Consider the following 25,188-nt stretch of genomic DNA (forward strand, 5'->3'; position numbering starts at 1 on the left):
AGAGTCCTTATGTTGACCTACCCGAATATCGACCCGGTTGCGGTTTCGCTGGGTCCGTTGCAGATCCACTGGTACGGACTGATGTATCTGATCGGCATCGGTGGAGCCTGGTGGCTAGCCAAACGCAGGCTACCTGAACACTTTCCTGAGTGGACTAAAGAGACGCTATCTGACCTGGTGTTTTGGGTGGCGCTCGGTGTGATTGCCGGGGGGCGGCTGGGTTATGTGTTGTTTTATGATTTGTCGGCCTATATCGACAACCCGTTGCTGATTCTGGAAATCTGGAAAGGGGGTATGTCTTTCCATGGTGGGTTGCTGGGTGTGTTGCTGGCGGTACTATGGTTTTCGTATAAGCAGAAGGCGCCTTTCTTTCGCCTGATGGACTTCGTTGCCCCCTTGGTGCCCATAGGTTTGGGAACAGGTCGTATCGGTAATTTCATTAATTCCGAACTATGGGGCAAAGCGACCGATCTGCCTTGGGCTATGGTGTTTCCCAATGACCCGGCGCAACTGGCACGTCATCCCTCGCAGTTGTATCAGTTTGCTTTGGAGGGCGTGGCGCTCTTTACCATCCTCTGGATTTACTCCAGCAAGCCGCGTCCGACCATGTCGGTCAGTGGGTTGTTTGCCATCTGTTACGGCATTTTCCGCTTTGCGGTCGAGTTCGTTCGAGTACCGGATGCCCAGCTGGGTTATCTGGCCTTTGGCTGGCTGACCATGGGGCAGCTGCTATGTATACCCATGATTCTTCTTGGAGCCCTGATGATGGGCCTGGCTTACCGTCGTGAGGGGCGCCAACTATGAAACAGTATCTCGATCTGATGCGCCTGGTGCGCGAAACCGGCACCTACAAGAGTGATCGCACCGGTACCGGTACTTACAGCGTTTTTGGTCATCAGATGCGCTTTGATCTGGCTGCCGGGTTCCCCATGGTGACCACCAAGAAGTGCCATCTCAAGTCTATTGTTCATGAGTTGTTGTGGTTCCTGCAGGGCGACACCAATATCCGCTATTTGAAGGAAAATGGCGTCTCCATCTGGGATGAATGGGCTGATGAGAATGGTGATCTGGGGCCGGTTTACGGCTATCAGTGGCGGTCATGGCCGGCGCCGAATGGGGAGTCCATCGACCAGATCAGCAAGTTGATTCAGATGATCAAGTCCAGCCCTGACTCGCGGCGGCTGATTGTGTCAGCCTGGAATCCCGCCCTGGTTGATGAGATGGCCCTGCCGCCCTGTCATGCGCTGTTCCAGTTCTATGTGGCCGATGGAAAACTGAGTTGCCAGCTGTATCAGCGCTCAGCCGACATCTTTCTTGGTGTGCCTTTCAATATTGCCAGCTATGCATTGCTGACGCTTATGGTTGCTCAGGTCTGTGAGCTGGAGCCCGGCGACTTTGTCTGGACCGGTGGCGATTGCCACCTGTACTCCAATCACATTGAGCAGACGGACCTGCAGTTGTCGCGTGAACCGCTGCCGCTGCCAACGATGCGCTTGAATCCGGCGATCAAGGATCTGTTTGCCTTTACCTTTGATGACTTCACCCTGGAAGGCTATCAATGTCATCCGCATATCAAGGCACCGGTGGCGGTATGAGTGTGGCGGAGCGGAGCGTAAAGGTCGCCATGATTGCGGCTATGGCGCGTAATCGGATTATTGGTCGGGATAACAAGATGCCTTGGCACTTGCCGGAAGATCTCAAGTATTTCCGTGCGACCACTTGGGGCAAGCCAATCATCATGGGCCGAAAGACCTTTGATTCGCTGGGTCGGCCCTTACCTGGGCGAGCCAACATTGTGATCAGTCGTCAGCCCGGTCTTCTCATTCCTGGGGTGCAGGTAGTGGGTGATATCGATCAGGCGCTGGCGTTGGCGCATCATCAGGCTGAGCTGGACGCGGTCGATGAAATCATGATTATAGGCGGCGGCAATCTATACGAGCAGTGTCTCGACCTGGCTGATCGGCTGTATTTGACTCGCGTTGAGCTTGAGCCCGATGGTGATGCCTGGTTTCCTGAGGTTGTTGACGCTCAGTGGCGCCTGGTAAGCGAGCGCGCGGTCGCTGCGGGGGAGGAGTATCCGGCGCATTGCTATCAGGTGCTGGAGCGCTGCACTGCAGCCTGATTGATTGCCGATTTTCCGGGATGGCTTGCTATGACGCAATGAAAGGGCGCTTTACTGGCCCTTGTTATTGGCGCCAGCAATGATCGACTCTAGCGGGCGCGGCTTGCCAATCCAATAACCTTGCAGGAAGTTACCACCCCAGCTTGAAAGCTGTTCAGCACTGTGAGCATCCTCGACGCAATTAGCGGTAACATGTTTGTCCATGCTGCGCGTGAGTTTGATCAGATTCTTTACGTACGCGGCCTGCTCCGGGTCGCGCTGCGGATCAAGATCATTGGTATTGATCTTGACGCCTTTGATGGGGAGTCGGTTCAAGTAGCCAAAGGCGCCGTACTCGGTGCCAAAATGGTCCAGCCATATATCAACGCCAAGCGCGGCTACGGCATTGCATAGCTTGGCGGCCTGACTGGCGTGTTTTAACAACGCATCCTCACGCAGTTCAAGTTGTAGCAATTGAGGAGGCACCTTGCTTTTGATCAGCAGCTGTTGGAGTTGATCGGCAAAACGAGGTTGTTTCAGTTCGCGATCACTCAGGTTGATTGACAGCCGGCAATTGACGCCTGCCTCCTGCCACTCGCGCACAGCCTCCAGTGCCTGGCCTATCACCCAGTGCCCCATGGGCAGAATCAGGCCACTATGCTCCGCCAATTTCAAGAAGGCATCCGGCGATAGCAGTCCCAAGGTCGGATGTTGCCAGCGTAGCAGTGCTTCCCACGCCACAGTATCGCCATGCTGGGTATCGACTATGGGTTGGTAGTGCAGGCGGAACTGACCTTCCAGCAGGCCATGGCGTAGCCCCTGCTCAACATCAATATTGTGGCGGGTGTGGGCCTTTTCCTCGGGGTTGTAGAACGCGTAGGCGTTGCGACCATTCGCCTTGGCCCGGTACAGGGCCTGGTCGGCGTGCTGCAAAAGCTCTGCGGCGGAAGCGCCATGCGAGGGGAAGGTAGCTATGCCGATGCTGGCTGAAATGAGTAGATGATGACCGCTGAGGGTAATAGGCTCGCTGAGCGTGTGTATTATCTTGCTGGCAATCAGCGCGGCGTCATTTGGATCGTGCAGGTCATTGAGCAAAGCAACGAATTCATCGCCGCCAATGCGCGCAATCAGGTCGTCTTGACGCATGGTGCGCCTTAGTCGATTGGCTATAACCGCCAGAAGCAGGTCGCCAAGGCCATGGCCAAAGCTATCGTTGATCTGCTTGAAATAGTCCAGGTCGATGTAGAGCAGTGCAAAGCCGGTAGGGCTGCGCTGACCGCGAATGATCATGCGCTCGAGCTCATCTTCTAGCAGTGCCCGATTGCCTAGTCCGGTTAGTGGGTCCTGGCGTGCGAGTTGCGCCAGCTTCTCGCCGCTGCTTCGCCTTAGTGCTGCGTGTATGAGTGCACGCTGTAATTGCTCGGTATCCAGATTGGCATAGGCCAGGACGTCGTCAGCGCCTTCGTGGATGGCTTTACTGTCTTGCTCTGGCGTAGTTCCATCGCTGATGAGTAGATATAGCGTATCGGGCGCCGCACGGCGCGCGGTTTGCAGCAGGTCGATGTCATTGGGCAGCAGGCTCGCCTGGAAGCTGCCTTTGGCCAGGCGCGCTATGGCCTCGTTGGGTCGAGTGCAGACTTCGACTTGCAGTTCGGCGGGGGAATGGGCACGACACAGCTCGAGCAGTCGCTCGCGCTTCGCGGGGTCTGTTTCAACCAGCAGCAACTTAAATGTGGTTGTTTCGATCGGATCCGTGCCAGGCATCTGCGTTAGTGGTCGTCCATGCACAATTCAATGACGACCCGATGTTAACGCCATCACAGACTGCTTACATCATTTTGATGTAGGAAGTGGGGATAATCCCCGACCAGTGGTATGGCACAACGCCTTTAGTGGCGTAATTATGTCGTTTTACCGTCTTTTTTTGCATTTTGACCGTATTTTGGCGTGGAGCGGGTTGCCCGCTCCACGACGATTTCATCCTTCAAGCATGGCCTTGTCGCGCACTGCACCCTTGTCGGCGCTGGTAGCCAGCAAGGCATAAGCCTTGAGTGCTGTAGTGACTTTGCGCGGGCGCTTTTCGGCTGGCTTCCAACCCAGTTTGTCCTGCTCAATACGGCGATGGGAGAGCTCTTCATCGCTGACCAGCAGGTTGATGCTGCGATTGGGGATATCGATCAGTATTTTGTCGCCGTCGCGCACCAGGCCAATGGCGCCGCCAGCCGCTGCCTCGGGTGAAGCGTGGCCGATAGACAGCCCTGACGTGCCGCCAGAAAAGCGGCCGTCGGTCAGTAGCGCGCAGTCCTTACCCAGTCCCTTGGATTTCAAGTAGCTGGTTGGGTAAAGCATTTCCTGCATGCCTGGGCCGCCCTTGGGGCCTTCATAGCGAATGATGACAATATCGCCGGCTTTGACTTCATCGGCGAGAATGCCTTTGACCGCGGTGTCCTGGCTCTCGAAGATTTTTGCGCGACCTTCAAATACGTGGATAGACTCGTCTACCCCAGCGGTTTTCACGACGCAGCCGTCCATTGCGATGTTGCCATAAAGCACCGCCAGGCCGCCCTCGGCGGAGTAGGCGTGCTCGACGCTGCGGATGCAGCCGTTTTCGCGATCGTCGTCCAGCGTATCCCAGCGTGTGGATTGGCTGAACGCGGTCTGGGTGGGGATGCCTGCCGGACCTGCCTTGAAGAAGGTATGAACGGCTTCATCGTCAGTCTGGGTGATATCCCATTCGGCGATCGCCTGCGCCATGCTCGGGCTGTGTACGGTGGGCAGGTCGGTGTGTAGCAAACCGCCGCGCGCCAATGAGCCGAGGATGCTGAAGATGCCGCCGGCGCGGTGCACGTCTTCCATGTGGTACTTCTGAATATTTGGCGCGACCTTGCACAGCTGCGGGACGGAGCGTGACAGGCGGTCGATATCGCGCAGATCAAATTCGATCTCGCCTTCCTGAGCGGCAGCGAGCAAATGCAAAATGGTATTGGTTGAGCCGCCCATGGCGATGTCCAGCGTCATGGCATTTTCGAATGCCTTGAAGTTGGCAATGCTGCGGGGCAGGACGCTATCGTCGCCGTCGGCATAATAGGTTTTGCACAGATCAACAATCGTACGTCCCGCGCGCAGGAATAGCTCTTCACGGTCGCTGTGGGTGGCCAGAAGCGAACCGTTGCCCGGCAGTGCCAGGCCCAGCGCTTCGGTTAGACAGTTCATCGAGTTGGCGGTAAACATGCCTGAGCAGGAGCCGCAGGTTGGGCAGGCGGAACGTTCATACTCGGCGACTTTTTCGTCTGAACTGCTCTCGTCGGCGGCGATTACCATGGCATCGACCAGATCCAGGCCATGGCTGGCCAGCTTGGTCTTACCGGCTTCCATCGGGCCGCCAGAGACAAAAACCACAGGTACGTTGAGACGCAGTGCGGCCATCAGCATGCCGGGGGTGATCTTGTCGCAGTTGGAGATGCAGACGATGGCATCAGCGCAGTGGGCGTTGACCATGTACTCGACCGAATCAGCGATGATCTCGCGGCTGGGTAGTGAGTACAGCATGCCATCGTGACCCATGGCGATGCCGTCATCGACTGCGATGGTGTTGAATTCCTTGGCTACGCCGCCGGCCTTTTCGATTTCACGGGCGACGAGTTGGCCCATGTCTTTCAGGTGTACGTGCCCCGGAACGAACTGGGTGAATGAGTTCGCAACGGCGATGATGGGCTTCTTGAAGTCTTCGTCCTTCATGCCGGTGGCGCGCCACAGGGCGCGAGCGCCGGCCATGTTGCGACCGAAGGTGGAGGTTTTTGAGCGATAATCTGGCATGAGGGTACTCTCGTGATGTGTTGCAATCGGGCAAGCATACCAATTCGCCGCTCGGCTTGCAGCCGTGCGGCGTCAGTGTGTTGTCTCCCTGCCTGGGTGGCCTGGGGTTTTGTCTTGTGCTGGCTGCGCTAAAGTGCTTTCTCAAACACCTTGGAGTTGCGTTGGTAGTTGTACAGCTCTGCTCTTTTGGCGGGCAAACGCTCCACGCTGCTGGGCACAAAGCCCCGCTCGCGGAACCAGTGCGCAGTGCGCGTGGTGAGCACGAACAGGGTGTCGATCTTCAGGCTGCGGGCCTGCGATTCAATGTGCTGCAGTAACTGGTCGCCACGGCCACCCTGACGATAGTTGGGGTCAATGGCTACGCAGGCCAACTCGGCTGACGTTGATCCTTCCAGTGGATAAAGCGCCGCGCAGCCGATGATGGTGCCATCACGTTCAACCAGAGCAAACTGGCTGATTTCGGTTTCCAGTACTTCGCGCGAGCGGCGTACCAAAATACCGGCGTCTTCCAGTGGGCGCAGCAGGTCGATCAGGCCGCCAACATCTTCAATGGTGGCCGAGCGGATCTGCTCAAAGGCTTCCTGCGCCACCAGCGTACCGCTGCCGTCGCGGGTGAATAGCTCATTCAGCATCGCGCCATCTTCGGCAAAGCTGACAATATGCGAGCGCCGTACGCCGGCGTTGCATGCCTTACAGGCTGCGCGCAGCAGGTTGCCCGGTAGCGAATTGCCCAGACTATTGAGCAGTGGTGCTGCGCGGGTCGGCTTCAGCTCGCGCAGTAGTAGCCCGTTTTCGTCCTTGATGCCAGCGTCTTCGCCAAACAGAATCAGCTTGTCGGCGCCCAGCGCGGCGGCCACGCTGGTGGCGACATCTTCACAGGCCAGGTTGAACACCTCGCCAGTGGGCGAGTAGCCGAGGCTGGAGAGCAGCACTATGTCGTGCTCATCCAGGTGGCGGCTGATGGCTTTGCGATCTATGCGGCGTACTTCGCCGGTGTGATGAAAGTCGACGCCATCGACCACGCCAATCGGCTTGGCGGTCACCATGTTGCCGCCGGTCACTCGCAGATGCGCGCCCTGTTGCTGCGTGCACAGTTGTGCCTCGATTGCGATGCGCAGCGCTCCAACCGCTTCGGTTACACAGGTCAGGGTATCTATGTCGGTGATGCGCAGGTCATTGTGATAGCGCGAAGTGATGCCGCGAGCGCTCAAGCGTTCTTCAATCTGTGGGCGCGAACCATGTACCAGCACGAGTCGCACGTCCAGGCTGTTGAGCAGCATGATGTCGTGGACGATATTGCTGAAGTTGGGGTGCGCCAGGCCTTCGCCGGGCAGCATGAGCACGAAAGTGCAGTCCCGGTGCAAGTTGATGTAGGGCGTCGAGTGGCGGAACCAATTGACGTAATCGTGCATTCGCGGCATTTCCATGCAAAAGATCTATTAAAAGGGTTTTACGCTGCCAGCTTCAAGTCCTCTGTCGCCGGTCCGGCTACTGCAGGCAAAATTGTTTGATCAACTGGCGCAGAATATCCACGGTCGGATTGAGGCGGTCCATAGCCAGAAACTCGTCTGGTTGATGCGCCTGATCAATATCGCCTGGGCCGAGAATCAGTGTCTGCATGCCAATTTGATTTAGGTACGGCCCCTCGGTGGCAAAGGCCACGCTGCCGGCACTGTGTCCGGTAAGCGCTTCGCATGCTTTGACCAGTGGCGCGTCGGCGGCGGTGTCCATGGGCGGCACGCCCGGAAACAGCGGTGAGTAGACAATCTCGACCTGACGCTCGGCGGCAATCAGGTCCAGCCGGGCCTGGATGTCGGCGCGCAGGGCATCCGGGTCCATACCCGGCAACGGGCGGATATCAAACTCCAGGGCGCATTTGGCGCAAATGCGGTTGGGGTTGTCGCCACCATGAATGCAGCCAAGATTCAATGTAGGCGTCGGTACGCCGAACAGCGGGTTGTTCCAGCGCTTCTGCCAGCCACTGCGCAGCGTCATCAGTTCGCTGATGACGTTGTGCATGGCTTCCATTGCATTGTTGCCCAGCGCCGGGTCCGAGGAGTGGCCAGCCTGACCGGTAATGTCGATCCGCTCCATCATGATGCCCTTGTGTACACGGATTGGCTTGAGACCGGTAGGCTCGCCAATCACCGCGTGCCGAGCTTTTGGCAGGCCGCTGGCGACCAGCGCGCGGGCGCCGCTCATGGAGCTCTCCTCGTCGGCGGTCGCGAGTACGATCAGTGGCTGCTTGAAAGGCTGATCCACATAGCTACGTACCGCTTCAATAATCAGCGGAAAAAAGCCCTTCATGTCACAGCTGCCCAGCCCGTACCAGCGGCCATCCTGCTCGGTCAGCTTGAACGGGTCGTGCTGCCAGCGTTCCGGGTTGCAGGGCACGGTATCGGTATGACCAGCCATTACCAGGCCGCCGGGACCACTGCCGAGGGTGGCAATCAGGTTAGCCTTGCCAGCTTCCCCCGGAATTGGTTGGATTTCGCAGGCAAAGCCCAGGTCGCCGAGCCAACTGGCCAGTAAATGCACCACGGGCAGATTGGATTGATCCATATCGTCCTGGGTGCAGCTGATAGAAGGTAGTTTGAGCAGGGCGTCGAATTGCGCTTTCAGCGAGGGCAAAGCCATGGAAACTCCGGGCGGCGTATGCGAACAGTGGTGTTCAGCTTACGCCGCCCATAGCCGTTCGTCAGCTGAAAATGGCGGAAAGGGTAAAGAAGTAGATGATGGAAAGTACGGCGCCAGCAGGCAGGGTGACTACCCAGGAGCTGAAGATGGTACCGATCACGCGCAGGTTCAACGCACCGATGCCGCGCGCCATACCTACGCCAAGTACCGCGCCCACCAGGGTGTGAGTGGTGGAGATCGGCAGGCCAATGCTGGAGGCACCTACTACAGTGGTAGCCGTCGCCAGTTCGGCAGCGAAGCCGCGGCTGGGGGTCAGCTCGGTGATGTGCTGGCCGATGGTCGCAATCACACGATAACCGTAGGTGGCCAGGCCGACTACTATGCCGACGCCGCCGAGCAGCAATACCCAGCCAGGCACGACTGATTTATCCACGATATCGCCGCCTGAGCTAAGCACGCCAACGATAGCGGCCAGCGGACCTACTGCATTGGCGACGTCATTGGAGCCGTGGGCAAAGGCCATGGCGCAGGCGGTAAAGATCATCAGGATGGCAAAGACCTTTTCCACGCTGGCGAAGTGAAAGCTCTTGTCCGCGACAGGGTCAGGCTTGATGCGTCTGAGCAGCATGATGCCGATGGCGCAGATGATGGCACCAAACAGTAGTGCCAGGCCCAGACTTTGCCAGCCACTCAGATGCAGGCCAACGTGCTTGAGGCCTTTGGTCAGGGTGACAATAGTGACGATAAAACCGACCGCAAACATGTAGTAAGGGACGTAACGCTTGGCGTTGGTGAAGGGGTCTTCAGTGTCCAGGATCAGCTTGTGAACGCTCATGAAGATAAGGAATGCAACTGTCCCGGACAGCAGGGGAGAAATTACCCAGCTGGACACAATGGGGATTACGCCGCCCCAATGGACTGCGTCCATGGATACACCGACTGCACCAAAACCGATAACGGCACCAATGATGGAGTGGGTGGTGGAAACTGGCCAGCCCTTGATGGATGCGATCAGCAGCCAGGTTCCGGCTGCGAGCAGAGCGGCCAGCATGCCGAAGATCATCTGGTCCGGGCTGATCAGGTCAGCATCAAGGATGCCGCTGCGAATAGTTTGGGTAACCGAGCCGCCGGCCAGATAAGCGCCAAGAAACTCGAATACCATGGCGATCACAATCGCCTGTTTGATGGTTAGCGCGCGGGAACCAACCGAAGTGCCCATGGCGTTAGCCACGTCGTTAGCGCCTACCCCCCAGGCCATAAAAAAGCCGAAGAGGCAGGCCAGAATGAGCAGGACAGTGCCGTACTCTGCAATCAGCGTCATATTCTTAATACTCTATTGGGTGCATGGTTCAGCCGGCCCTTAGCGGGCCATCAGCAATTCCAGGCGGTTGCCTACGCGCTGAGCACGGTCGGCGACATCACCAATCCATTCGATGATCTGATACAAAAACATCACGTCTACTGGTGACAGGTCCTTTTCCAGTTTGTACAGCTCCGAGCGCAGCTTGATCTGCATGTTGTCGGTGTCGTGCTCGATGCTGTCGAGTTCCTCGATCATACGTTCTACCAGCGTAACTTCACGGCCTGAAAATCCGGTTTCCAGCAGTTCGTCAAGTTCGTTCATGGCCGTTAATGCCTGAGCTGCAGCATCGATAGAGCGTTGAACGAAGGCTTTGAATGAACCGCTTAGCGGGACCGGAATCATCATCTTGCGACCCAGCATCAGGCCGGCGATATCCTTGGCGCGGTTGGCGACTTTGTCCTGTACACTGAGCAGTTCCAGCAGGTCCGAACGAGGCACCGGCAGGAACAGGCTTTTGGGCAGATTGACGCGGACATCCTTTTTGAGTTTGTCGGCGTCCCGTTCGAGCTGAGCGATGTGTTGCTGTATGCGCTCGGCTTCGGTCCAGTCGTTGGCAATGACTGCCTCAATAAACGGCAGTAGCTGCGCTGCACACTCATGTGCCTTGGCAATGTGCTGCTGCATCGGCTTTATGGGGGAGCGACCGAACAGGCTGAGAAATGGGTTGTTAGGCATAGCGCCTCCAGCGGGAGTTTAGGCCGCAAAGTATAGGTCCTGCATGCCTGATCGTCATCTGATTGACATGAAAAGAACACATTTTTACCGCTTGCTCCTGAAGCAGTGGTATGGCAGAGAAATCCGATGGGTAAAGAAACCGAAATCAAATTGCGCGCCAGTGCCGACGTACTGACCGCTTTACGTGAACACCCGCTGGTAAAAAGTCGTCTGGTTGATGACTGGCAAACCGGCACGCTCTATAACCAGTATTACGATACCGAGAACCGGGATCTGGCTGCGGCCAAGGTGGCGCTGCGCCTGCGGCGTGACGGTGATGCCATCATCCAGACGCTGAAAAGCCGCGGCCAGAGCGTAGCGGGATTGTCCGAGCGCAACGAGTGGGACTGGAACCTGCAAAAGCTGGAGCTGGACTTTACGCTGCTGGATGACAGTTGCTGGCCGGCCTCGCTGGCAGAGCTCGACAAATCTGCGTTACAGCCGGTTTTCACCACAGACTTTCAGCGTACCCGCGCACTGCTGCGCTGGGAGCGTGATGGCGAACAGGTGGAAATCGAGGCGGCGCTGGATCAGGGTGAGGTTTCCGCTGGCGACAGCGTAGAGCCGATAAGTGAGCTTGAGCTCGAGGTGCGCTCCGGTTCGCCGCAGGCGCTGCTGGAACTGGCACTGGAGCTGTGTCGCGATCAGGTGCTGATGCCATGCGATATCAGCAAGGCTGAGCGTGGCTATCGGCTGTTTGACCAGAGCAGTTACGCGCTGCGCCTGGACGCGCCAAAATGGCAGCCCGACTCGAGCGTCGATGCTGTGATTGAAGGCTTGATTACTCAACTATTGGGACGCGTGCAGCGGCTGGCCGAGCAATACCGCTTTGCCCGTCAGTGGAAGTTGTTCCGCGAGATGACGACCAACCTGGCTGCCTTGCGTGCCTGTTTCGGCGTGTTCGATCTCGCCTTGCCACGCTCATCTGCACAGCCTTTCATTGTGCCGCTGGACCAACTTCTCGAGAGGTTTCAGCCGCTGGTGCTCGCGGGCTGGGCTGACGATGTTGAAGGTGAAGCTGCGCGCAAGCAAGCCAGCGAAGTGTTTGACAAGCAGTTGGCAGACCCTGCCTGGGGGCAGTTGTTTGTCGAGCTGGCGCTCTGGCTGCTGGATAAACGCTGGCAGACCAAGCGGCCACCACGCGGTGACCGTATTGCCGCGCTGCCGCTGTCTCGCTGGATGCTTGGCGCGGTCGGCAAGGAGATTCAAGAGCTGCGGGTGCCGCATCATAATGATACCGACCATCAGGTCCATGAGTGGCTGGATCAACTGCCACGACTAGGTCGCTTGCAGCTGATGCTGGGCAACTTCCGCTCCTTTCTCGATGTCTCCGAACCGGACCGTTTGTTTGGCGAGTTGAACAAGCTGCAGGCCTTGTTGGAGCAATATCCGCAGATAGATGATGAGCAACGCGAGCTATTGCTGGCAGCGCTGCGCAAGCAGGGACAGCGGGTCCGCAAGTTGAATGCCTGGCGTGAGCTGAATCAGTAAAAGTCATAACAGGACTGGCCGCTAGGTCGGACGGGGCAGGGACAGCCCAGTAACAAGGGAGAGGCGGTATGAAGCGTTTGGCGGATCTGGCGATACCTGGTAGTGATCGCCCATTGGATTTGGGTGATTTCCTCAACGTATTGGCGGCGCAAGGGAAGATCGACCCTGAAACGGTTGACCACCTGGTGACGCTCAGGCGCTCAGGTTCCGGTGATACCGCCAAGCTACATCCGCTGCAGTTTATCGCGGCGCAAGAGGTGGCTGATCTTACGCGCCCCGGTAAGAAGCTGGATCTGGATACGCTGAGTCGCTGGTTGGCGGTTGAAACCGATCAGCCTTTCTTTCGCATTGACCCGCTCAAGATCAATGTATCGGCGGTAACGCCGCTGATGTCGTTTGCGTTCGCCCAGCGGCACAAGATTCTTGCGGTGGATGTAAACGAGAAAGAAGCCGTTATTGCCAGTGCGCAGCCTTTTGTCAGCGCCTGGGAGGACAATCTGCGTCATGTGCTGCGCCGCGACATCAAGCGCGTGGTGGCCAATCCTGCGGATCTGCAACGCTATACGGTAGAGTTTTATCGGCTGGCTCGTTCGGTCACCGGCGCTAATGCGGGCGATCAGAAAATAAGCGGCATCGGTAACTTTGAACAGCTGCTGAATCTGGGCAGCATGAGTCAGGAGCCGGACGCCAATGATGCCCACGTGGTGAATATTGTCGACTGGCTATTTCAGTATGCGTTCGAGCAGCGCGCCAGTGATATTCATGTCGAGCCGCGCCGAGATACTGGCAGTGTTCGTCTGCGCATTGATGGTGTGCTGCACACGGTGTATCAGTTCCCTATTCAAGTGACGGTTGCTGTGGTTAGTCGCCTGAAAACTCTGGGCCGAATGAATGTGGCCGAGAAGCGTAAGCCGCAAGACGGCCGTATCAAGACCAAGTCGCCTAAGGGCAACGAGATTGAGCTACGCCTATCAACCTTGCCTACCGCCTTTGGCGAGAAGATGGTGATGCGTATCTTCGACCCGGACGTTTTGCTGCGCACCTTTGATCAGTTGGGGTTTTCCAGCGAAGATCAACGTCGTTGGCAGAGTATGGTGTCGCAGCCCAACGGTATTGTGTTGGTGACCGGTCCCACCGGCTCGGGCAAGACGACAACGCTCTATACCACCCTCAAACAGTTGGCCACACCCGAAGTCAACGTCTGTACCGTGGAAGACCCGATTGAAATGGTTGAGGACAGCTTCAACCAGATGCAGGTACAGCACAATATTGATCTGAACTTTGCCAACGCAGTGCGGGCGCTGATGCGCCAGGACCCGGACATCATCATGATCGGTGAGATTCGCGACCTGGAAACCGCCGAGATGGCAATTCAGGCAGCACTGACCGGGCACCTGGTGCTGTCTACCCTGCACACCAACGATGCGCCCAGCGCGGTAAGCCGTTTGATTGAGCTGGGTGTGCCTGCCTATCTGATCAAGGCGACGGTGCTGGGAGTGATGGCGCAGCGCTTGGTGCGCACACTTTGCCCGCACTGCAAGGCTCCCATCACGGTGGACGAAGAGGGCTGGGTCGATCTCACCAAGCCCTGGAATGCCCCCGTCCCGACCCAGGCCCAGCAGCCTGTAGGCTGTGTGGAGTGCCGGGAGACAGGCTACCGTGGACGCGCGGGCGTATATGAACTGATGCCCATTAGTGAGGGCATCAAATCATTGATTCACGCTGATACCGATCTGGGCGCTTTGCGTCGTCAGGCTTATAAAGAAGGTATGCACAGTCTGCGGTTGTCGGGGGCGCAGAAAGTAGCGTCCGGCTTGACGACCATCGAGGAAGTGTTACGGGTTACGCCTCAGAGTCAGCAGAGCTGAGCGCCGCTGACTCTCGTTGGCAGACCGTTAAAATGAGCCTACAACATGCGCCGCCAGCCAGGCATCCGGTTCCTGCCCTTCGCTGGTGGCGCTGGCGCTGACAATAAATTTGAGCGGTGACAAGGTCCAGATACCGCCCACGGATGCCTTCAGCCAGCTGCGTTTTTCGCTATTAGCCTTGACGCTGAATTGCTCGCTGCCGTTCAATGCGCCGGTTATAGTCGAGCTCGATTGGTTGAATCGGTGCACTGCTTCCAGTCCTGACGTCAGACTGAAGACCGTGCTGATCGGCTTGAGCGCATTGACCCCAACACGGCCTTCCGAGGTAGAAAGGTCGCTATCATCAAAGGCGGCGGGTGCGGCGCCTGAGTGCTCCGTGTAGCCGTCCATCTCGCTCTTGATATGCGACAGGTCAACAAAAGGGGAGATCGCTGCGCCCGCTATTACGCCTGCGCGCTCCCAGTCGGTGCGCACGCGCAGCGCCCAAGTTGCAGCATCGGTTTTACCCAGCGAGCGGTCGCGTTCGTCAGCGGTCAGATAACCGCGCTTGATCTTGAGGTCAGCGTCGCTGTAATAAGCGGTTACTGTGCCCCATGCATTGGCGCCAAGGGCGGGTGCGGGCGTAATCAGTTCCAGCACCGCGTATTGTCCCGTCTGTTCCTGTGATCCATTGAAGACGGTACTCTGATCGCTCCAGGACTTGCCCAGCCCCAAACCGACTTGCGTGCGGTTATCGTCGATAACCCAGCAACCGCCGATTTCTGCGAGTTTGATCGAGCCGTCCCGCTGCTCATGGTTGTCCGCAGCCCAATCGCCTGACGCCCATAGGCAGGAGTCGCTGCCAGGCTCGGCACGCATATCCAGTGGGTTGCCATGGCTGCCGTGCAGTACCAGTCCCGCTCGGGTGACTGCTGCCTGCAATAATCGCGTTTGCTCGGTCAGACTTTGCAGCGTCGTTGGGGTAAGCAGCGTTGCTCGGCGCAAAAATAGCGTCACCTCTTTCTGGATGTTGTAGTCGGCCAGCGTCTTACCGTCCTCCAGCAGCTTGCCCGCAAAGACCAGGTTCTGATCAGCCGGGTCGATTCCCTCCTTGTCCTGGATCTTGGCTTTGACGTTTTCGATAGTGTCGTTCGCCTCTACTTCCAGCGAGATGATCTTGTCGGTCAGTGTTTTAACGAAAATCTGCAACGCGTAGCTAGGCAGGGAAAAAGACAGCAGTAACACCAGGCTTACAAGCTTAAGGGGTTGTTTCACGGAGAGATTGACTCAGGTAGGGGCTGGCGGTGACAGCGTTATTGATGTTGTACGAGAGATGTTAAAGCCTATTTTAGCCACCTTGATACTTTTTTTATTTATGGTTGGTGAATCCAGCCCAGCCATAGGCTAGTTGCAGCGATAAAAACACTCTCGTCATCAGCTCGGCCTCGGCAGCTCGGTGCAGAGAGTCGCTGGGCAAAAAAGGCGGTCAGCCTGTTAGAATGCGCGCTTTACATTATGCTCTTACGCGGGAATACCCATGAACTACCGTCACAGCTACCACGCCGGTAACCACGCCGATGTCCTCAAGCACGCGCTCCTGCGCCGACTGCTCGAGCTTATGCAGCGCAAGGACACGCCGCTGTGCTACCTGGATAGTCACGCGGGTACCGCCTTTTATGACTTACAGGGTGAAACCGCCGGTAAGACGGGCGAGTATCAGGATGGCATCGGGCGGCTTTGGCAGCGTGATGACTTGCCCCTGTGGCTGAATGATTTTCGTGCTGCCGTAGCAGGTCATAACACTGCTGATGAGCTGCGTTACTACCCCGGTTCTCCCCAGTTAATTGCCGACCTGCTGCGCCCGCAAGACCGGATGATTCTTAGCGAACTGCATCCGGTGGATGCGGAGACGCTCAAACAGTATTTTGCGGATCAGGAGCAGGTGGCCGTGCATCAGCGTGATGGCTATCAGTTGCCCAAGGCATTTCTGCCGGTGGCCGAGAAACGCGCGCTCTGGCTACTTGATCCGCCGTTCGAGCAGCCTGATGAATTGCAGCGGTGCATCAGTGCTCTGCAAATTGCTATTCAACGGATGCGACAAACGATTATCGCGCTTTGGTATCCCATCAAGGATCAACGACTGTTGCGCGACTTCTACCAGCAAATCGCTGATGCCGGTTTGCCCAAGGCGTTGCGAGTTGAGTTGAATATTCGACCGGCCGATAACCAGATGGGGTTGAATGGGTCAGGACTTATTCTGGTCAATCCGCCCTGGCCGATATGGGAGGAGCTTGAGCAGGTGCTGCCTTGGCTGGCGCGGACGTTAGCGCAGTCGGGGGAGGGGAGTTATCGGCTGGATTGGTTGGCTGGCGAGCCTTGAGGTGTGAGCGGAGGGCTCCCTGAAGGAATCCTCCGCTCGGCTGGATCAGGATTCCAGTTTGAAGGTCAGGCCAGCGTGCTCCTGCAGGCGCTTGATCAACTTGTCGCCCATTGCCGGTGCGGTCGTCCAGATACCGCCGGCGGTATCGGTTGCATCGCGTACCAGGCAGATGGCACTTTCTGCAATCATGCGTGAGGTAGAGCCATAACCTGGGTCGCGCTTACCGGAAACGCTGGCCAGCAAGGTTTTACCCGCACCGTCTTCGCCGATGAACAGTACATCGTAAAAACCGTTCTCACGCTCTTCCTTGCTTGGGCCTTCACCGGGCTTGGGCGCGGAATCGCCGGATAGGGACTTGTCGCCAGCGACGGCATTGGCGATTTGCTCACCTTGCTCGCCTGGGCCGGTCAGCAGCATTTCGTCATACACAAAGTCTTCGCCATAGGCGTGGCCTAGCAGGGCGTTGGAGCGGTGCACATTGCGGGTATTGATCGCGGCCATGATGAAAGGCGCAGCCCAACTGCCCAGCGACTCGTCAAATTCGGGCTTGGCCGCTGGTGGTTGCGCTGGACCGGTGAAGCCAGGTGTCAAGGCAAAGTGATTACCGAGCAGTTGGTATATTTCCGGATTCTGCTTGGCGGCGATCAGGGTGGCTTTCAGACTGGCTGCAGTGCCGCCAGAAAAAGTGCCCTTCATCTTGCGGACGCGTCCCTTGACGCGAGGGAGGGCCTTACCCAGTTGTTTCTTTGCGGCCTGTTGCAGGAAGTAGACACCCAGATCGAAGGGGATGGAGTCGAAGCCGCAGGAAAAGACGATGCGTGCGCCGCTCTGCTTGGCTGCTTCGCCATGCGCATCGATCATCTGGCGCATCCACGCCGGCTCACCGCAGAGGTCAACATAATCAGTCCCGGTAGCGGCGCAAACGGCAACCAGTTCGGAGCCGTATAGCTGATACGGGCCGACGGTAGTGAGAATTACCTTGGTACGCTCTGCCATTGCTTTCAGGCTGGCGGCATCTTCGGTGTCCGCTACTACCAGCGGCGTATTCGCCGGTGCGCCAATCTCATCACGCACGGCTTCGAGTTTGGCTTGGCTGCGACCGGCCATGGCCCAGCGTAACTGGCCATCATTGGCGTATTCCTGGCTCAGATATTCTGCGACCAGTCGCCCGGTATAGCCGGTGGCTCCGTAAACGATGATGTCAAACTCAGTAGCGGTTTTCATACTTGTGTCCTGTGTTTCTTTGGCTGTGTCGAACCCGGCCGCCAAGTTAAAAGCTGAACTCGTCTGCCGGTATCCGGTCATATTCTCTGTGCGGTGATCAAGTTGTTCGTCAGATAGTCTGGCACAGCTTGTCACCCGTGCATGTACATCTAGCCTCAGGTTGATTTTTTATCAGTGGCGGGTAAAGGCCAAAGCGCGGATTTCGCCGCTGCGAATGGTAGCTGATAAGGTGTGTGCATGACTGGCTTCGGGTCGGTCTATGGTGCATGCTGAACTGTTGTATCAGGCTGAGTCTGGATGTCAGCGGATGGTCTTAACAGGGTTATCCAATTCCAGTTTGTACTAACAAGGAGAACGACCATGGCGACTTCAAATACCGCAGCGACTACCACCAGCAAGGAAAAGGAACTCGCGGCAAGCAAGGAGGCTGTAGCCGAGGCTTATGAGAAGCTGTTGGAAGCAAAGAGCCACTTTAAATCGGCCGCTGAATCCGCTGGCGTAGATCTGAAGCATGATGCTGTAGAGCAAATGCTGAAAGGTCGTGAGAAAGCCGAAATGCTCGGCAGCCAGGCAACCTCTTACATGCGTGAGAAGCCGCTGGCTACCTTGGGCATCGCCTTTGTTGCAGGCTTTGTTATCTCACAGGTAATGTCGCGCAAATGAGCGCAGAACCAGCCGCTGAAGAGCAGCAAGAAGCGCAGGATAAAACTGCCAGCCAGGATCATATGCAGGACGCATCGTTGCAGGAACTCCTGCAGCAGCTGACAGCGATGTTCAAGCACTCGATGGCGGCTGGCGGTGAGCTTGCAAACTTGTTCAAGCTGGAACTGCAATTGACGCTGGGCGATGCCCGGCGTCTTTTGTTGGTAAGTATTGCCTTACTTCCGGTGCTACTGCTTTCCTGGGTATCACTGGGCGTATTGGCGGCGTGGCTGGTTTACGACGCCTCTGCTTCCGTAACCTGGGGTCTGGTCACCTTTACGCTATTACAGCTGCTGTTGGCCGGAGCTCTCTCATTCATGGCAACGCGCTATCGTCGGCAGCTTGGCTTCCGTCGAACCCAAGCGCACGCGAAACGTTTGTTGCAAGGAGTGCAAGGTGAGCCGCCGACAACTGATTGAGAAAATTGATAGCCTCGACCGACAGCTCGGTCTGCGCGCTGAAGTCATTAGCCTGGTATCGCAACACGCGCAGCACACGCTGGGATGCATCAATCCTGCCTGGCTGCTGGGTAGCGGTGCTCTGGCTGGTGTGCTCGCTAATCGGCTGGGCATCGGCAGTACCTACACTCTGGGCATGACGGGTGTTCGCTTATTCCCGCTGGCGCAAAACGCGTTCAATCTTGGGCGTAACTTTGGGGCCGGCGAATGAGCGGACTGGAGCAGGATGCTCCGCAAAATGAAATTGAAGAAATAACCGGGCCACGCAAGAAAGTGCCGCCCATCCAGATGGCGCTCTATTGGCTGCTGGCGCTGGCTGTTATGTACACCATGTATTTTGCCAAAACCTTGTTCCTGCCGGTGGTGGTGGCAGCGTTATTCGCGTTGCTGTTGAGCCCGTTGGTTGGCGTGTTTAAACGATTTCACGTTCCTCGTGTGCTCTCGGCGTTGCTCCTGCTGGCGTTGATTGGCGTACCCTTTACCCTGCTGGGCGTGCAACTGGCTGAGCCCGCGGAGAAATGGGCGACGCGGATACCAGAGTTGTCTGCGCAGTTAACGGACGAGCTGGATGAGTTCAGCGAGAAACTGTCGCCATCCAAAGTAGAGGCTCATCGTCCGCAGGCAATCGAAGTGCAGGAGAAAGAAAGCTTCAGGTTGTTCGGTTGGTTTCGTAACGATGAGCAGGACGAACAACCGACTGCACGCGTACCCGCGCCGGCTCCAGAGCGGTCCTCCGATAGCGCGGTTTCCGATCGCGTAATGCAGGGTGGGGTCGAGCTGATGGTGCAGTTATTGGGTGCTACACCTGTAGTACTGGCCCAGTTCGTGACCTTTATTATCCTGGTCATTTTTATGCTGGTGTTTGGGCCATTGCTTTACAGCAATTTCATTACCGTCTTTCCACAGATTCGGGATCAGGAAGCGGCAAATGAGCTATTGGCAGACGTTCAGCATGAGCTGTCGCGCTACATTCTGACAGTGAGCGTCATCAACACGGCGCTAGGCGTGATAACCGGGCTTGCACTTTGGGCGGCCGGCGTTGAGGATGCCTTGCTATGGGGCGTCATGGTCGCGCTATTAAACTTTGCGCCCTATATCGGCCCTATCATTGCGATGGCGGTGCTCTGTTTGGCTGGTGTGGTGCAATACGGGCCGGCTCTGATGGCGCTGCTGCCAGTGGTCATCTTTTTTGCCATCAATTTGCTCGAAGCGCAATTTGTTACGCCTATGGTGCTTGGTCGGCATATGCGCCTGAATCCGCTCATCCTCATGCTGTGGCTTATTGGTTGGGGCTGGGTGTGGGGCGTTGTAGGTGTACTGATCGCAGTGCCCTTGCTGGTGTGTCTCAAGTTGACTGCAGCGCGGCTCAAGGTGCTGCCGCACTGGGTCAAGCTGATCGAGACCCCAGGCTGACAATACACTAGGCAGGCTTGGGTGCGCGCTGCACCAGCATCAGCGCGCTGACGATAAGAATGCCGCCCAATAGCATGCGCAGGCTGGGCTCTTCGCCGAACAGGTACCACGCAAACAGAATGCCGTATACGGGTTCGAGCGCAAAGAACAGTGACGCTACCCGCGCCTTGAGTACGGTTAGACTGGTAACGAAAAGGCCGTGCGCGACACCGGTGCAGAGCATGCCCAGCAGGGCAATCCACAGCCAGTCAAGCGCGGGCATCTGCAGCATGGCTTTGCTACTAATGGGGAGTAGGCAAAGGGCAATCACCACATTCTGCCAGCAGGCGATTTGTATCGGGTTGAGCTTGCCACTGGTGAGTCGATTGCCAACCGATACCGCGGCAAAGCAAAAGCCGGATGCCAGCGCCCAGATCAACCCCTCGGCACCGCTCTGCTGTAAGTCGAAACTGGGCGGTACCAGCATCAAACCGATACAGACCAGTCCCACCTTGAGCAGGTCCAGGCGGCTGGGTTTTTCCTGCCAGAGTACCCACTCCAGTAACACTACAAACGCGGGAAAGCTGGCAAAGCCCAGGGTAGCGATACCTACGCCTGACAGGTCGATGGCATGGAAGAAGGTGATCCAGTGCGCGCCCAAGAGCAGGCCGCAGACGCCCAATTGAATCAATCGTTGGCTGTTGAGCCCCTTGATGAGCGAACGGCGATAGAAGCGCGCGAATACCAGTAGAGCCAACACGGCGAACAGCGCACGGCCCAATACAATAACGTCGGGTGCCGCACTGGCCAGCTTGCCGAAAATACCGGTAAGGCCGAACAGCAATGCGGCGATATGCATGTAGATCAGGGCGCGTTGGTGGGTTAACACTGACATTTCAACTCTGCTGGGTGCGTTGGCGTGGGCACCCAGTGTAACGATCAGCAGCTGTGTTAAGTGTTGTTTGTTGCGCGGATATTGTCGTGTTTTGCCTGCCGTCTGGCGTCACGCGGCGATACGCCCCAGCGCTGCTTGAATGCCTGCGCGAAGGCGCTTTGACTGCTGTAGCCTGCGCGCTCGGCAATCAAGGCAATGGGGTCTCGATTTTGCTCAAGTTGCTGACGTGCAAAGCATAGCCGCCTGCGGCGCACATACTCACCTGGGCTGCAGCCCAACTCCAGAGCAAACCAGTGACGCAGGCGCGAGTTAGACGTGTGTGCCAGCTTGGCCAGGTCACTTATTTCGATCGGATAGGCCAGGTGCGCATCTATGTAGGCATCGAGTGCAGCCATTGGTAGTCGGCTGGTTTCTGCTGGGTGATGCAGCAGGCTGGCCAGCAGTAGGCTGGCACCAGCCTCGGCAAGGCCCGGTTGTATGCTTATGGTGTTGGCGAGGCTACCCACCAGCCCCATCTGCTGGGGCGTCAGTGAGCGCAGCTGAGTGCTTTCAAGCAGGCGTTCTTGCGTACCAGCGGTCAGTTCCAGTCCGGCGAGTGCCTGCTGCGGGGGAATATCCAGTACCAGGCAGCGGCCGTTGTCTCGGCTGAGGAAGGTATGATCGTCACCGGGCGCTATGATGACAACCGCAGCACTATCAACCAGTGCTCCGCGTCCTTCGATCTCCAGTTCCAGGCTGCCATGTAATCCAAACACTAGCTGGCTGTGATCCGCGTGCGCGTGGCTGGCTGCGGCGCTGGCATAGTGGTGAATGTTTAATTGAGTCGGATTCATCTGGCTATCTGGTATAAGGCCGCAGTGACCGTTTTTGTAGGCTGGACTGGTCCATCAGGCCAAGCCCCGGTTGGTTTTGCTGCTATACCCGCGTTCATGGGCAACAGCTTATTTATCCCGGCATGCAAACGCCGGTGCCGCCTAGGCCGCAATAGCCGTTCGGATTTTTATCGAGGTACTGCTGATGGTAGGACTCAGCGTAGTAGAAGGTCGGTGCCTCCATTATTTCGGTGGTGATGCCGCCCTTGCCGGCTTCGTCCAGGGCGTTGGCAAAGTTCAGTCTGCTTACTTCGGCTTTGGCGCGTTGAGCCATATCACTGACGTAGATGCCTGATCGGTACTGGGTACCGCGGTCATTGCCCTGTTGCATGCCCTGCGTCGGGTCGTGGGATTCCCAGAATATCTTGAGTAATTGCTCCAGGCTGACTTGCTCAGGATCAAACACCACCAGTACGGCTTCAGTATGCCCTGTGCGACCTGAACAGACCTCGTCATAGGTTGGGTTGGGCGTCATGCCTGCGATGTACCCGACGGCTGTGCTGTAAACGCCGGGCACGCGCCAAAACAGGCGCTCGGCGCCCCAGAAACAGCCCATGCCGATAATCAGTTGTTGCATACCCTCAGGGAAGGGCGGCTTGATCGGTGTACCCAGCACGGTATGTACCGAGCTGGTTTCCATAGGCTCAGAGCGGCCGGGCAGCGCCTGTTCTGCGCTGGGCATACGTGCTTTGTATTCGGGTGTGCTGTGGAAGAACATAGTCGGCTCCCGTTGCGGAAATGGGCAGCAGCGCTCAGGGCGCCGCAGGTATTGCTTGGACCAGTTCGAGACTGGTTTGTTACAGGCTCAGCGCGTCAGCTCGCCGCGCTGCTCCAGCAGATCACGCACCAGATAGAGCGCTGCCAGGGCGCGACCTTCAGTGAAGTTGTCGCGCTGGGTTAGCTCACTTAGCTGATACAAGTCGACACTGTCGATGCGAATTGGCTCTGGCTCGTCGCCGGGCAGTCGCTTGGCGTAGAGCCCGCGAGCCAATACTACGCTGATTTCCTGGCTCATATACCCTGGCGACAGTGAGAGTTTAGTTAACAGCTCTAGCTGCTCAGCGCCATAGCCTGCTTCTTCCATCAGCTCGCGGTTGGCCGCTTCTAGGACGTCTTCTCCTGGCTCGACCAATCCTTTGGGTAGCGACAATTGGTAGTTGTCCATGCCACCACAGTATTCCTCAATCAACACAGCAGTGCGTTCATCCTGCATGGCAACAACCATCACAGCGCCATAGCCCTGGCCCTTGTTGACCAAGCGCTCGTAAGTGCGTTCGACGCCATTGCTAAAGCGTAACTGCACGCGTTCAACGGTAAATAGGCGACTCTTGGCGACAATGCTGGCTTCGAGGGTTTCTGGCTTTTGCGGCATGCGGACTCCGTGGTGATTGGCCTGGTGCTTGGGTATCATAGCCGCACCTTTAGCCCAAGCCCAACTGCCCATGCTTAATTGGAACAATATTGATACCGTCCTGCTCGATATGGACGGCACTTTGCTGGATTTGCACTTCGATAATCATTTCTGGCTTGAGCACATGCCTGCCCGTTACGCGCGTCATCATGACCAGTCGCTGGAGTGGGCCAAAGCTGAGGTTTATCCCATGATGCGCACTATCCAGGGCCAGCTTGACTGGTACTGCCTGGATTACTGGACGCGTGAACTGGGTATGCCGATCATCGAACTGAAGCGCGAGATTGCGCACCTGATCAGCCTGCGCCCCGGAGCCGACCTGTTTTTGCAGGCATTGCAGCGCAGCGGCAAGCAGGTGGTGCTGATTACTAACGCACACCGCGACTCGCTATCACTCAAAATGGAGCGCATCGAGCTGCGGACGTATTTTCAACGGATGATCAGCTCGCATGATTACGGTTACCCAAAGGAAACCCCAAGCTTCTGGCAGGCGCTGCGTTCAGATATGCCCTTTGATCCCGAGCGCTCGCTCTTTATTGACGATAGCCTCAACGTGCTGCGCGCCGCGCGTGATTACGGCATTGGTCATCTATTGGCAGTACGCGAACCAGATAGTCGCGGCAGCGCGCGCGATACTGAAGAGTTTGACGCTGTTGAAGACTACGCGGCCTTGATCGCGGGGCTTTGAGTTTCGCTAAGTCGCAAGCAGCCAAGCTGCAAGCCGCAAGCTAAAAGCTAAAAGCTGATGGGTGTGGGTTGCGGGTGTCGGGTGTTGGGGCAGGCTTAGAGCTAGAAGCTAGAAGCTAGAAGCTAGAAGCTAGAAGCGTGGGCAGCTTATTTTAGGTGTTTGGAGCGGGTTGCGATGCTTGCGGTTGATCGGTTTACACTGATGCCGCTTGCCGCTTGCCGCTTGCCGCTTGCCGCTTCTAGCTTTGAGCTGGCGCCGACTTAGCCGGTGCCCTTGGTGCTGGTCTTGTTTGGGCGCCAGTTCTTTTCTATATGCTGGATGATCAGGCCTGCAACGTCCTTACCGGTGGTCGACTCGATGCCTTCGAGGCCGGGCGAGGAGTTGACTTCCATTACCACAGGACCATGGTTGGAGCGCAGGATGTCGACCCCGGCTACATTCAGCCCCATCACCTTGGCGGCCCGCACTGCGGTCATGCGTTCTTCCGGCGTGATCTTGATCAGGCTGGCGCTACCGCCGCGATGCAGGTTAGAGCGAAACTCGCCGGCTTTGGCCTGGCGCTTCATCGCCGCGATCACCTTATCGCCAACGACCAGGCAGCGGATATCGGCACCGCCTGCTTCCTTGATGTATTCCTGCACCATGATGTTGGCTTTTAAGCCCATAAAGGCTTCCAGGACGGACTCGGCCGCCTTTTCGGTTTCGCACATGACGACCCCTATACCCTGGGTGCCTTCCAGCAGTTTGATCACCAGAGGAGCGCCGCCGACCATGTTGATCAGGTCGGGAATGTCGTCCGGCGAATGCGCGAAGCCGGTTACCGGCAGGCCAACACCGCGACGTGACAGCAACTGCAAGGACCTTAGCTTGTCGCGCGAGCGGCTGATGGCCACTGATTCATTGAGGGGGTAGACGCCCATCATCTCGAATTGGCGAAGTACCGCCGCACCGTAAAAAGTAATTGAGGCCCCGATACGCGGAATGATGGCGTCAAAGCCTTCGAGCTCTTGCCCTTTGTAATGAATTGACGGCTTGTGGCTGGCGATATTCATATAGGCACGCAGCGTATCGATGACTCGTATCTCATGGCCGCGCTCGGTCGCAGCCTCCACCAGGCGACGGGTGGAATAGAGGTTTGCGTTGCGTGACAGAACCGCAATTTTCATGGTGTTTCCTTAAAGCATTGGTGCGGTGTTG

The 25,188-nt window shown here is 57.2% G+C and carries 24 protein-coding genes; 11 read left to right on the top strand and 13 right to left on the bottom strand.

Annotation, left to right across the window (positions count from 1 at the left end; genetic code table 11):
- Positions 1-9 precede the first annotated feature (9 nt).
- Genes lgt through EF096_RS04420 form a run of 3 tightly spaced genes read left to right on the top strand, consistent with a single transcriptional unit; the run spans position 10 to position 2,122 of the window.
- The gene (gene lgt, locus EF096_RS04410; protein ID WP_123888405.1) at positions 10-804 is read left to right on the top strand and encodes a prolipoprotein diacylglyceryl transferase; all 795 of its coding nucleotides are present in this window, start codon (positions 10-12) and stop codon (positions 802-804) included.
- Entirely contained in the window at positions 801-1,595 is a 795-nt protein-coding gene (locus tag EF096_RS04415; protein WP_123888406.1) for a thymidylate synthase, read from the top strand. The genes lgt and EF096_RS04415 overlap by 4 nt, the downstream gene beginning before the upstream one ends.
- The gene (locus tag EF096_RS04420; RefSeq protein ID WP_235869627.1) at positions 1,559-2,122 is read left to right on the top strand and encodes a dihydrofolate reductase; all 564 of its coding nucleotides are present in this window, start codon (positions 1,559-1,561) and stop codon (positions 2,120-2,122) included. The genes EF096_RS04415 and EF096_RS04420 overlap by 37 nt, the downstream gene beginning before the upstream one ends.
- Before the next feature lie 51 nt (positions 2,123-2,173).
- Here EF096_RS04420 and EF096_RS04425 read toward each other — a convergent pair whose 3' ends face one another.
- From EF096_RS04425 to EF096_RS04450, 6 genes are all read right to left on the bottom strand, one after another.
- The gene (locus EF096_RS04425; protein WP_123888407.1) at positions 2,174-3,865 is read right to left on the bottom strand and encodes an EAL domain-containing protein; all 1,692 of its coding nucleotides are present in this window, start codon (positions 3,863-3,865) and stop codon (positions 2,174-2,176) included.
- 213 nt (positions 3,866-4,078) lie between these two features.
- Complete coding sequence (gene ilvD / locus EF096_RS04430) at positions 4,079-5,917, bottom strand: dihydroxy-acid dehydratase (RefSeq protein WP_123888408.1); 1,839 nt, start codon at positions 5,915-5,917, stop codon at positions 4,079-4,081.
- Positions 5,918-6,045: 128 nt separating this feature from the next.
- Positions 6,046-7,329 carry an amino-acid N-acetyltransferase gene (gene argA, locus EF096_RS04435; protein WP_123888516.1) on the bottom strand — a complete coding sequence of 428 codons (1,284 nt, stop codon included), beginning with the start codon at positions 7,327-7,329 and terminating at the stop codon, positions 6,046-6,048.
- Between the two features lie 76 nt (positions 7,330-7,405).
- Positions 7,406-8,554 carry an acetylornithine deacetylase gene (argE, locus tag EF096_RS04440; protein WP_123888409.1) on the bottom strand — a complete coding sequence of 383 codons (1,149 nt, stop codon included), beginning with the start codon at positions 8,552-8,554 and terminating at the stop codon, positions 7,406-7,408.
- Between the two features lie 61 nt (positions 8,555-8,615).
- Entirely contained in the window at positions 8,616-9,875 is a 1,260-nt protein-coding gene (locus EF096_RS04445) for an inorganic phosphate transporter (protein ID WP_123888410.1), read from the bottom strand.
- Between the two features lie 39 nt (positions 9,876-9,914).
- Entirely contained in the window at positions 9,915-10,592 is a 678-nt protein-coding gene (locus EF096_RS04450; protein WP_123888411.1) for a TIGR00153 family protein, read from the bottom strand.
- A gap of 126 nt (positions 10,593-10,718) precedes the next feature.
- On the opposite strand from EF096_RS04450, the gene EF096_RS04455 reads away from it, so the two are divergent.
- Positions 10,719-12,122: a CYTH domain-containing protein gene (locus EF096_RS04455; protein ID WP_123888412.1), complete on the top strand. Its 1,404-nt coding sequence runs from the start codon at positions 10,719-10,721 to the stop codon at positions 12,120-12,122.
- A 68-nt stretch (positions 12,123-12,190) separates the two neighbouring features.
- Complete coding sequence (locus EF096_RS04460; protein ID WP_123888413.1) at positions 12,191-13,990, top strand: GspE/PulE family protein; 1,800 nt, start codon at positions 12,191-12,193, stop codon at positions 13,988-13,990.
- Between the two features lie 27 nt (positions 13,991-14,017).
- On the opposite strand, the gene EF096_RS04465 is transcribed toward EF096_RS04460, so the two are convergent.
- The gene (locus EF096_RS04465) at positions 14,018-15,244 is read right to left on the bottom strand and encodes a ubiquitin-like protein (protein WP_123888414.1); all 1,227 of its coding nucleotides are present in this window, start codon (positions 15,242-15,244) and stop codon (positions 14,018-14,020) included.
- A gap of 262 nt (positions 15,245-15,506) precedes the next feature.
- Here EF096_RS04465 and EF096_RS04470 point away from each other — a divergent pair, with 262 nt between their 5' ends.
- Complete coding sequence (locus tag EF096_RS04470) at positions 15,507-16,349, top strand: 23S rRNA (adenine(2030)-N(6))-methyltransferase RlmJ (RefSeq protein WP_123888415.1); 843 nt, start codon at positions 15,507-15,509, stop codon at positions 16,347-16,349.
- A gap of 45 nt (positions 16,350-16,394) precedes the next feature.
- On the opposite strand, the gene EF096_RS04475 is transcribed toward EF096_RS04470, so the two are convergent.
- A complete protein-coding gene (locus EF096_RS04475) occupies positions 16,395-17,573 on the bottom strand; it encodes a saccharopine dehydrogenase family protein (protein WP_123888416.1) in 1,179 nt (392 codons plus the stop codon).
- Between the two features lie 360 nt (positions 17,574-17,933).
- Here EF096_RS04475 and EF096_RS04480 point away from each other — a divergent pair, with 360 nt between their 5' ends.
- From EF096_RS04480 to EF096_RS04495, 4 genes are read left to right on the top strand one after another with little or no spacing between them, the layout of a single operon-like run.
- Entirely contained in the window at positions 17,934-18,236 is a 303-nt protein-coding gene (locus tag EF096_RS04480; RefSeq protein WP_123888417.1) for a hypothetical protein, read from the top strand.
- Entirely contained in the window at positions 18,233-18,694 is a 462-nt protein-coding gene (locus tag EF096_RS04485; RefSeq protein ID WP_123888418.1) for a hypothetical protein, read from the top strand. The genes EF096_RS04480 and EF096_RS04485 overlap by 4 nt, the downstream gene beginning before the upstream one ends.
- Entirely contained in the window at positions 18,672-18,944 is a 273-nt protein-coding gene (locus tag EF096_RS04490) for a hypothetical protein (protein ID WP_123888419.1), read from the top strand. The genes EF096_RS04485 and EF096_RS04490 overlap by 23 nt, the downstream gene beginning before the upstream one ends.
- Positions 18,941-20,146, top strand: a complete 1,206-nt coding sequence (locus tag EF096_RS04495) for an AI-2E family transporter (protein ID WP_218565703.1) — start codon at positions 18,941-18,943, stop codon at positions 20,144-20,146. Before EF096_RS04490 ends, EF096_RS04495 begins: the two co-directional genes overlap by 4 nt.
- Positions 20,147-20,153: 7 nt before the next feature.
- On the opposite strand, the gene EF096_RS04500 is transcribed toward EF096_RS04495, so the two are convergent.
- The 4 genes from EF096_RS04500 to nudE form a co-directional block, all read right to left on the bottom strand.
- Complete coding sequence (locus EF096_RS04500; RefSeq protein ID WP_123888420.1) at positions 20,154-21,020, bottom strand: DMT family transporter; 867 nt, start codon at positions 21,018-21,020, stop codon at positions 20,154-20,156.
- Between the two features lie 56 nt (positions 21,021-21,076).
- Positions 21,077-21,853, bottom strand: a complete 777-nt coding sequence (locus EF096_RS04505; protein WP_123888421.1) for a helix-turn-helix transcriptional regulator — start codon at positions 21,851-21,853, stop codon at positions 21,077-21,079.
- Between the two features lie 112 nt (positions 21,854-21,965).
- On the bottom strand, positions 21,966-22,610 hold the full coding sequence (gene msrA / locus EF096_RS04510; RefSeq protein ID WP_123888422.1) for a peptide-methionine (S)-S-oxide reductase MsrA: 645 nt from the start codon (positions 22,608-22,610) through the stop codon (positions 21,966-21,968).
- Between the two features lie 87 nt (positions 22,611-22,697).
- On the bottom strand, positions 22,698-23,264 hold the full coding sequence (nudE, locus tag EF096_RS04515) for an ADP compounds hydrolase NudE (RefSeq protein WP_123888423.1): 567 nt from the start codon (positions 23,262-23,264) through the stop codon (positions 22,698-22,700).
- A 64-nt stretch (positions 23,265-23,328) separates the two neighbouring features.
- Here nudE and yrfG point away from each other — a divergent pair, with 64 nt between their 5' ends.
- On the top strand, positions 23,329-23,991 hold the full coding sequence (gene yrfG / locus EF096_RS04520; protein WP_123888518.1) for a GMP/IMP nucleotidase: 663 nt from the start codon (positions 23,329-23,331) through the stop codon (positions 23,989-23,991).
- Between the two features lie 260 nt (positions 23,992-24,251).
- On the opposite strand, the gene rimK is transcribed toward yrfG, so the two are convergent.
- A complete protein-coding gene (gene rimK, locus EF096_RS04525) occupies positions 24,252-25,157 on the bottom strand; it encodes a 30S ribosomal protein S6--L-glutamate ligase (RefSeq protein WP_123888424.1) in 906 nt (301 codons plus the stop codon).
- Positions 25,158-25,188: the final 31 nt, after the last annotated feature.

This window comes from Pseudomonas neustonica (assembly GCF_003797945.1).
GTDB classification, from domain to species: Bacteria; Pseudomonadota; Gammaproteobacteria; order Pseudomonadales; family Pseudomonadaceae; genus Halopseudomonas; species Halopseudomonas neustonica.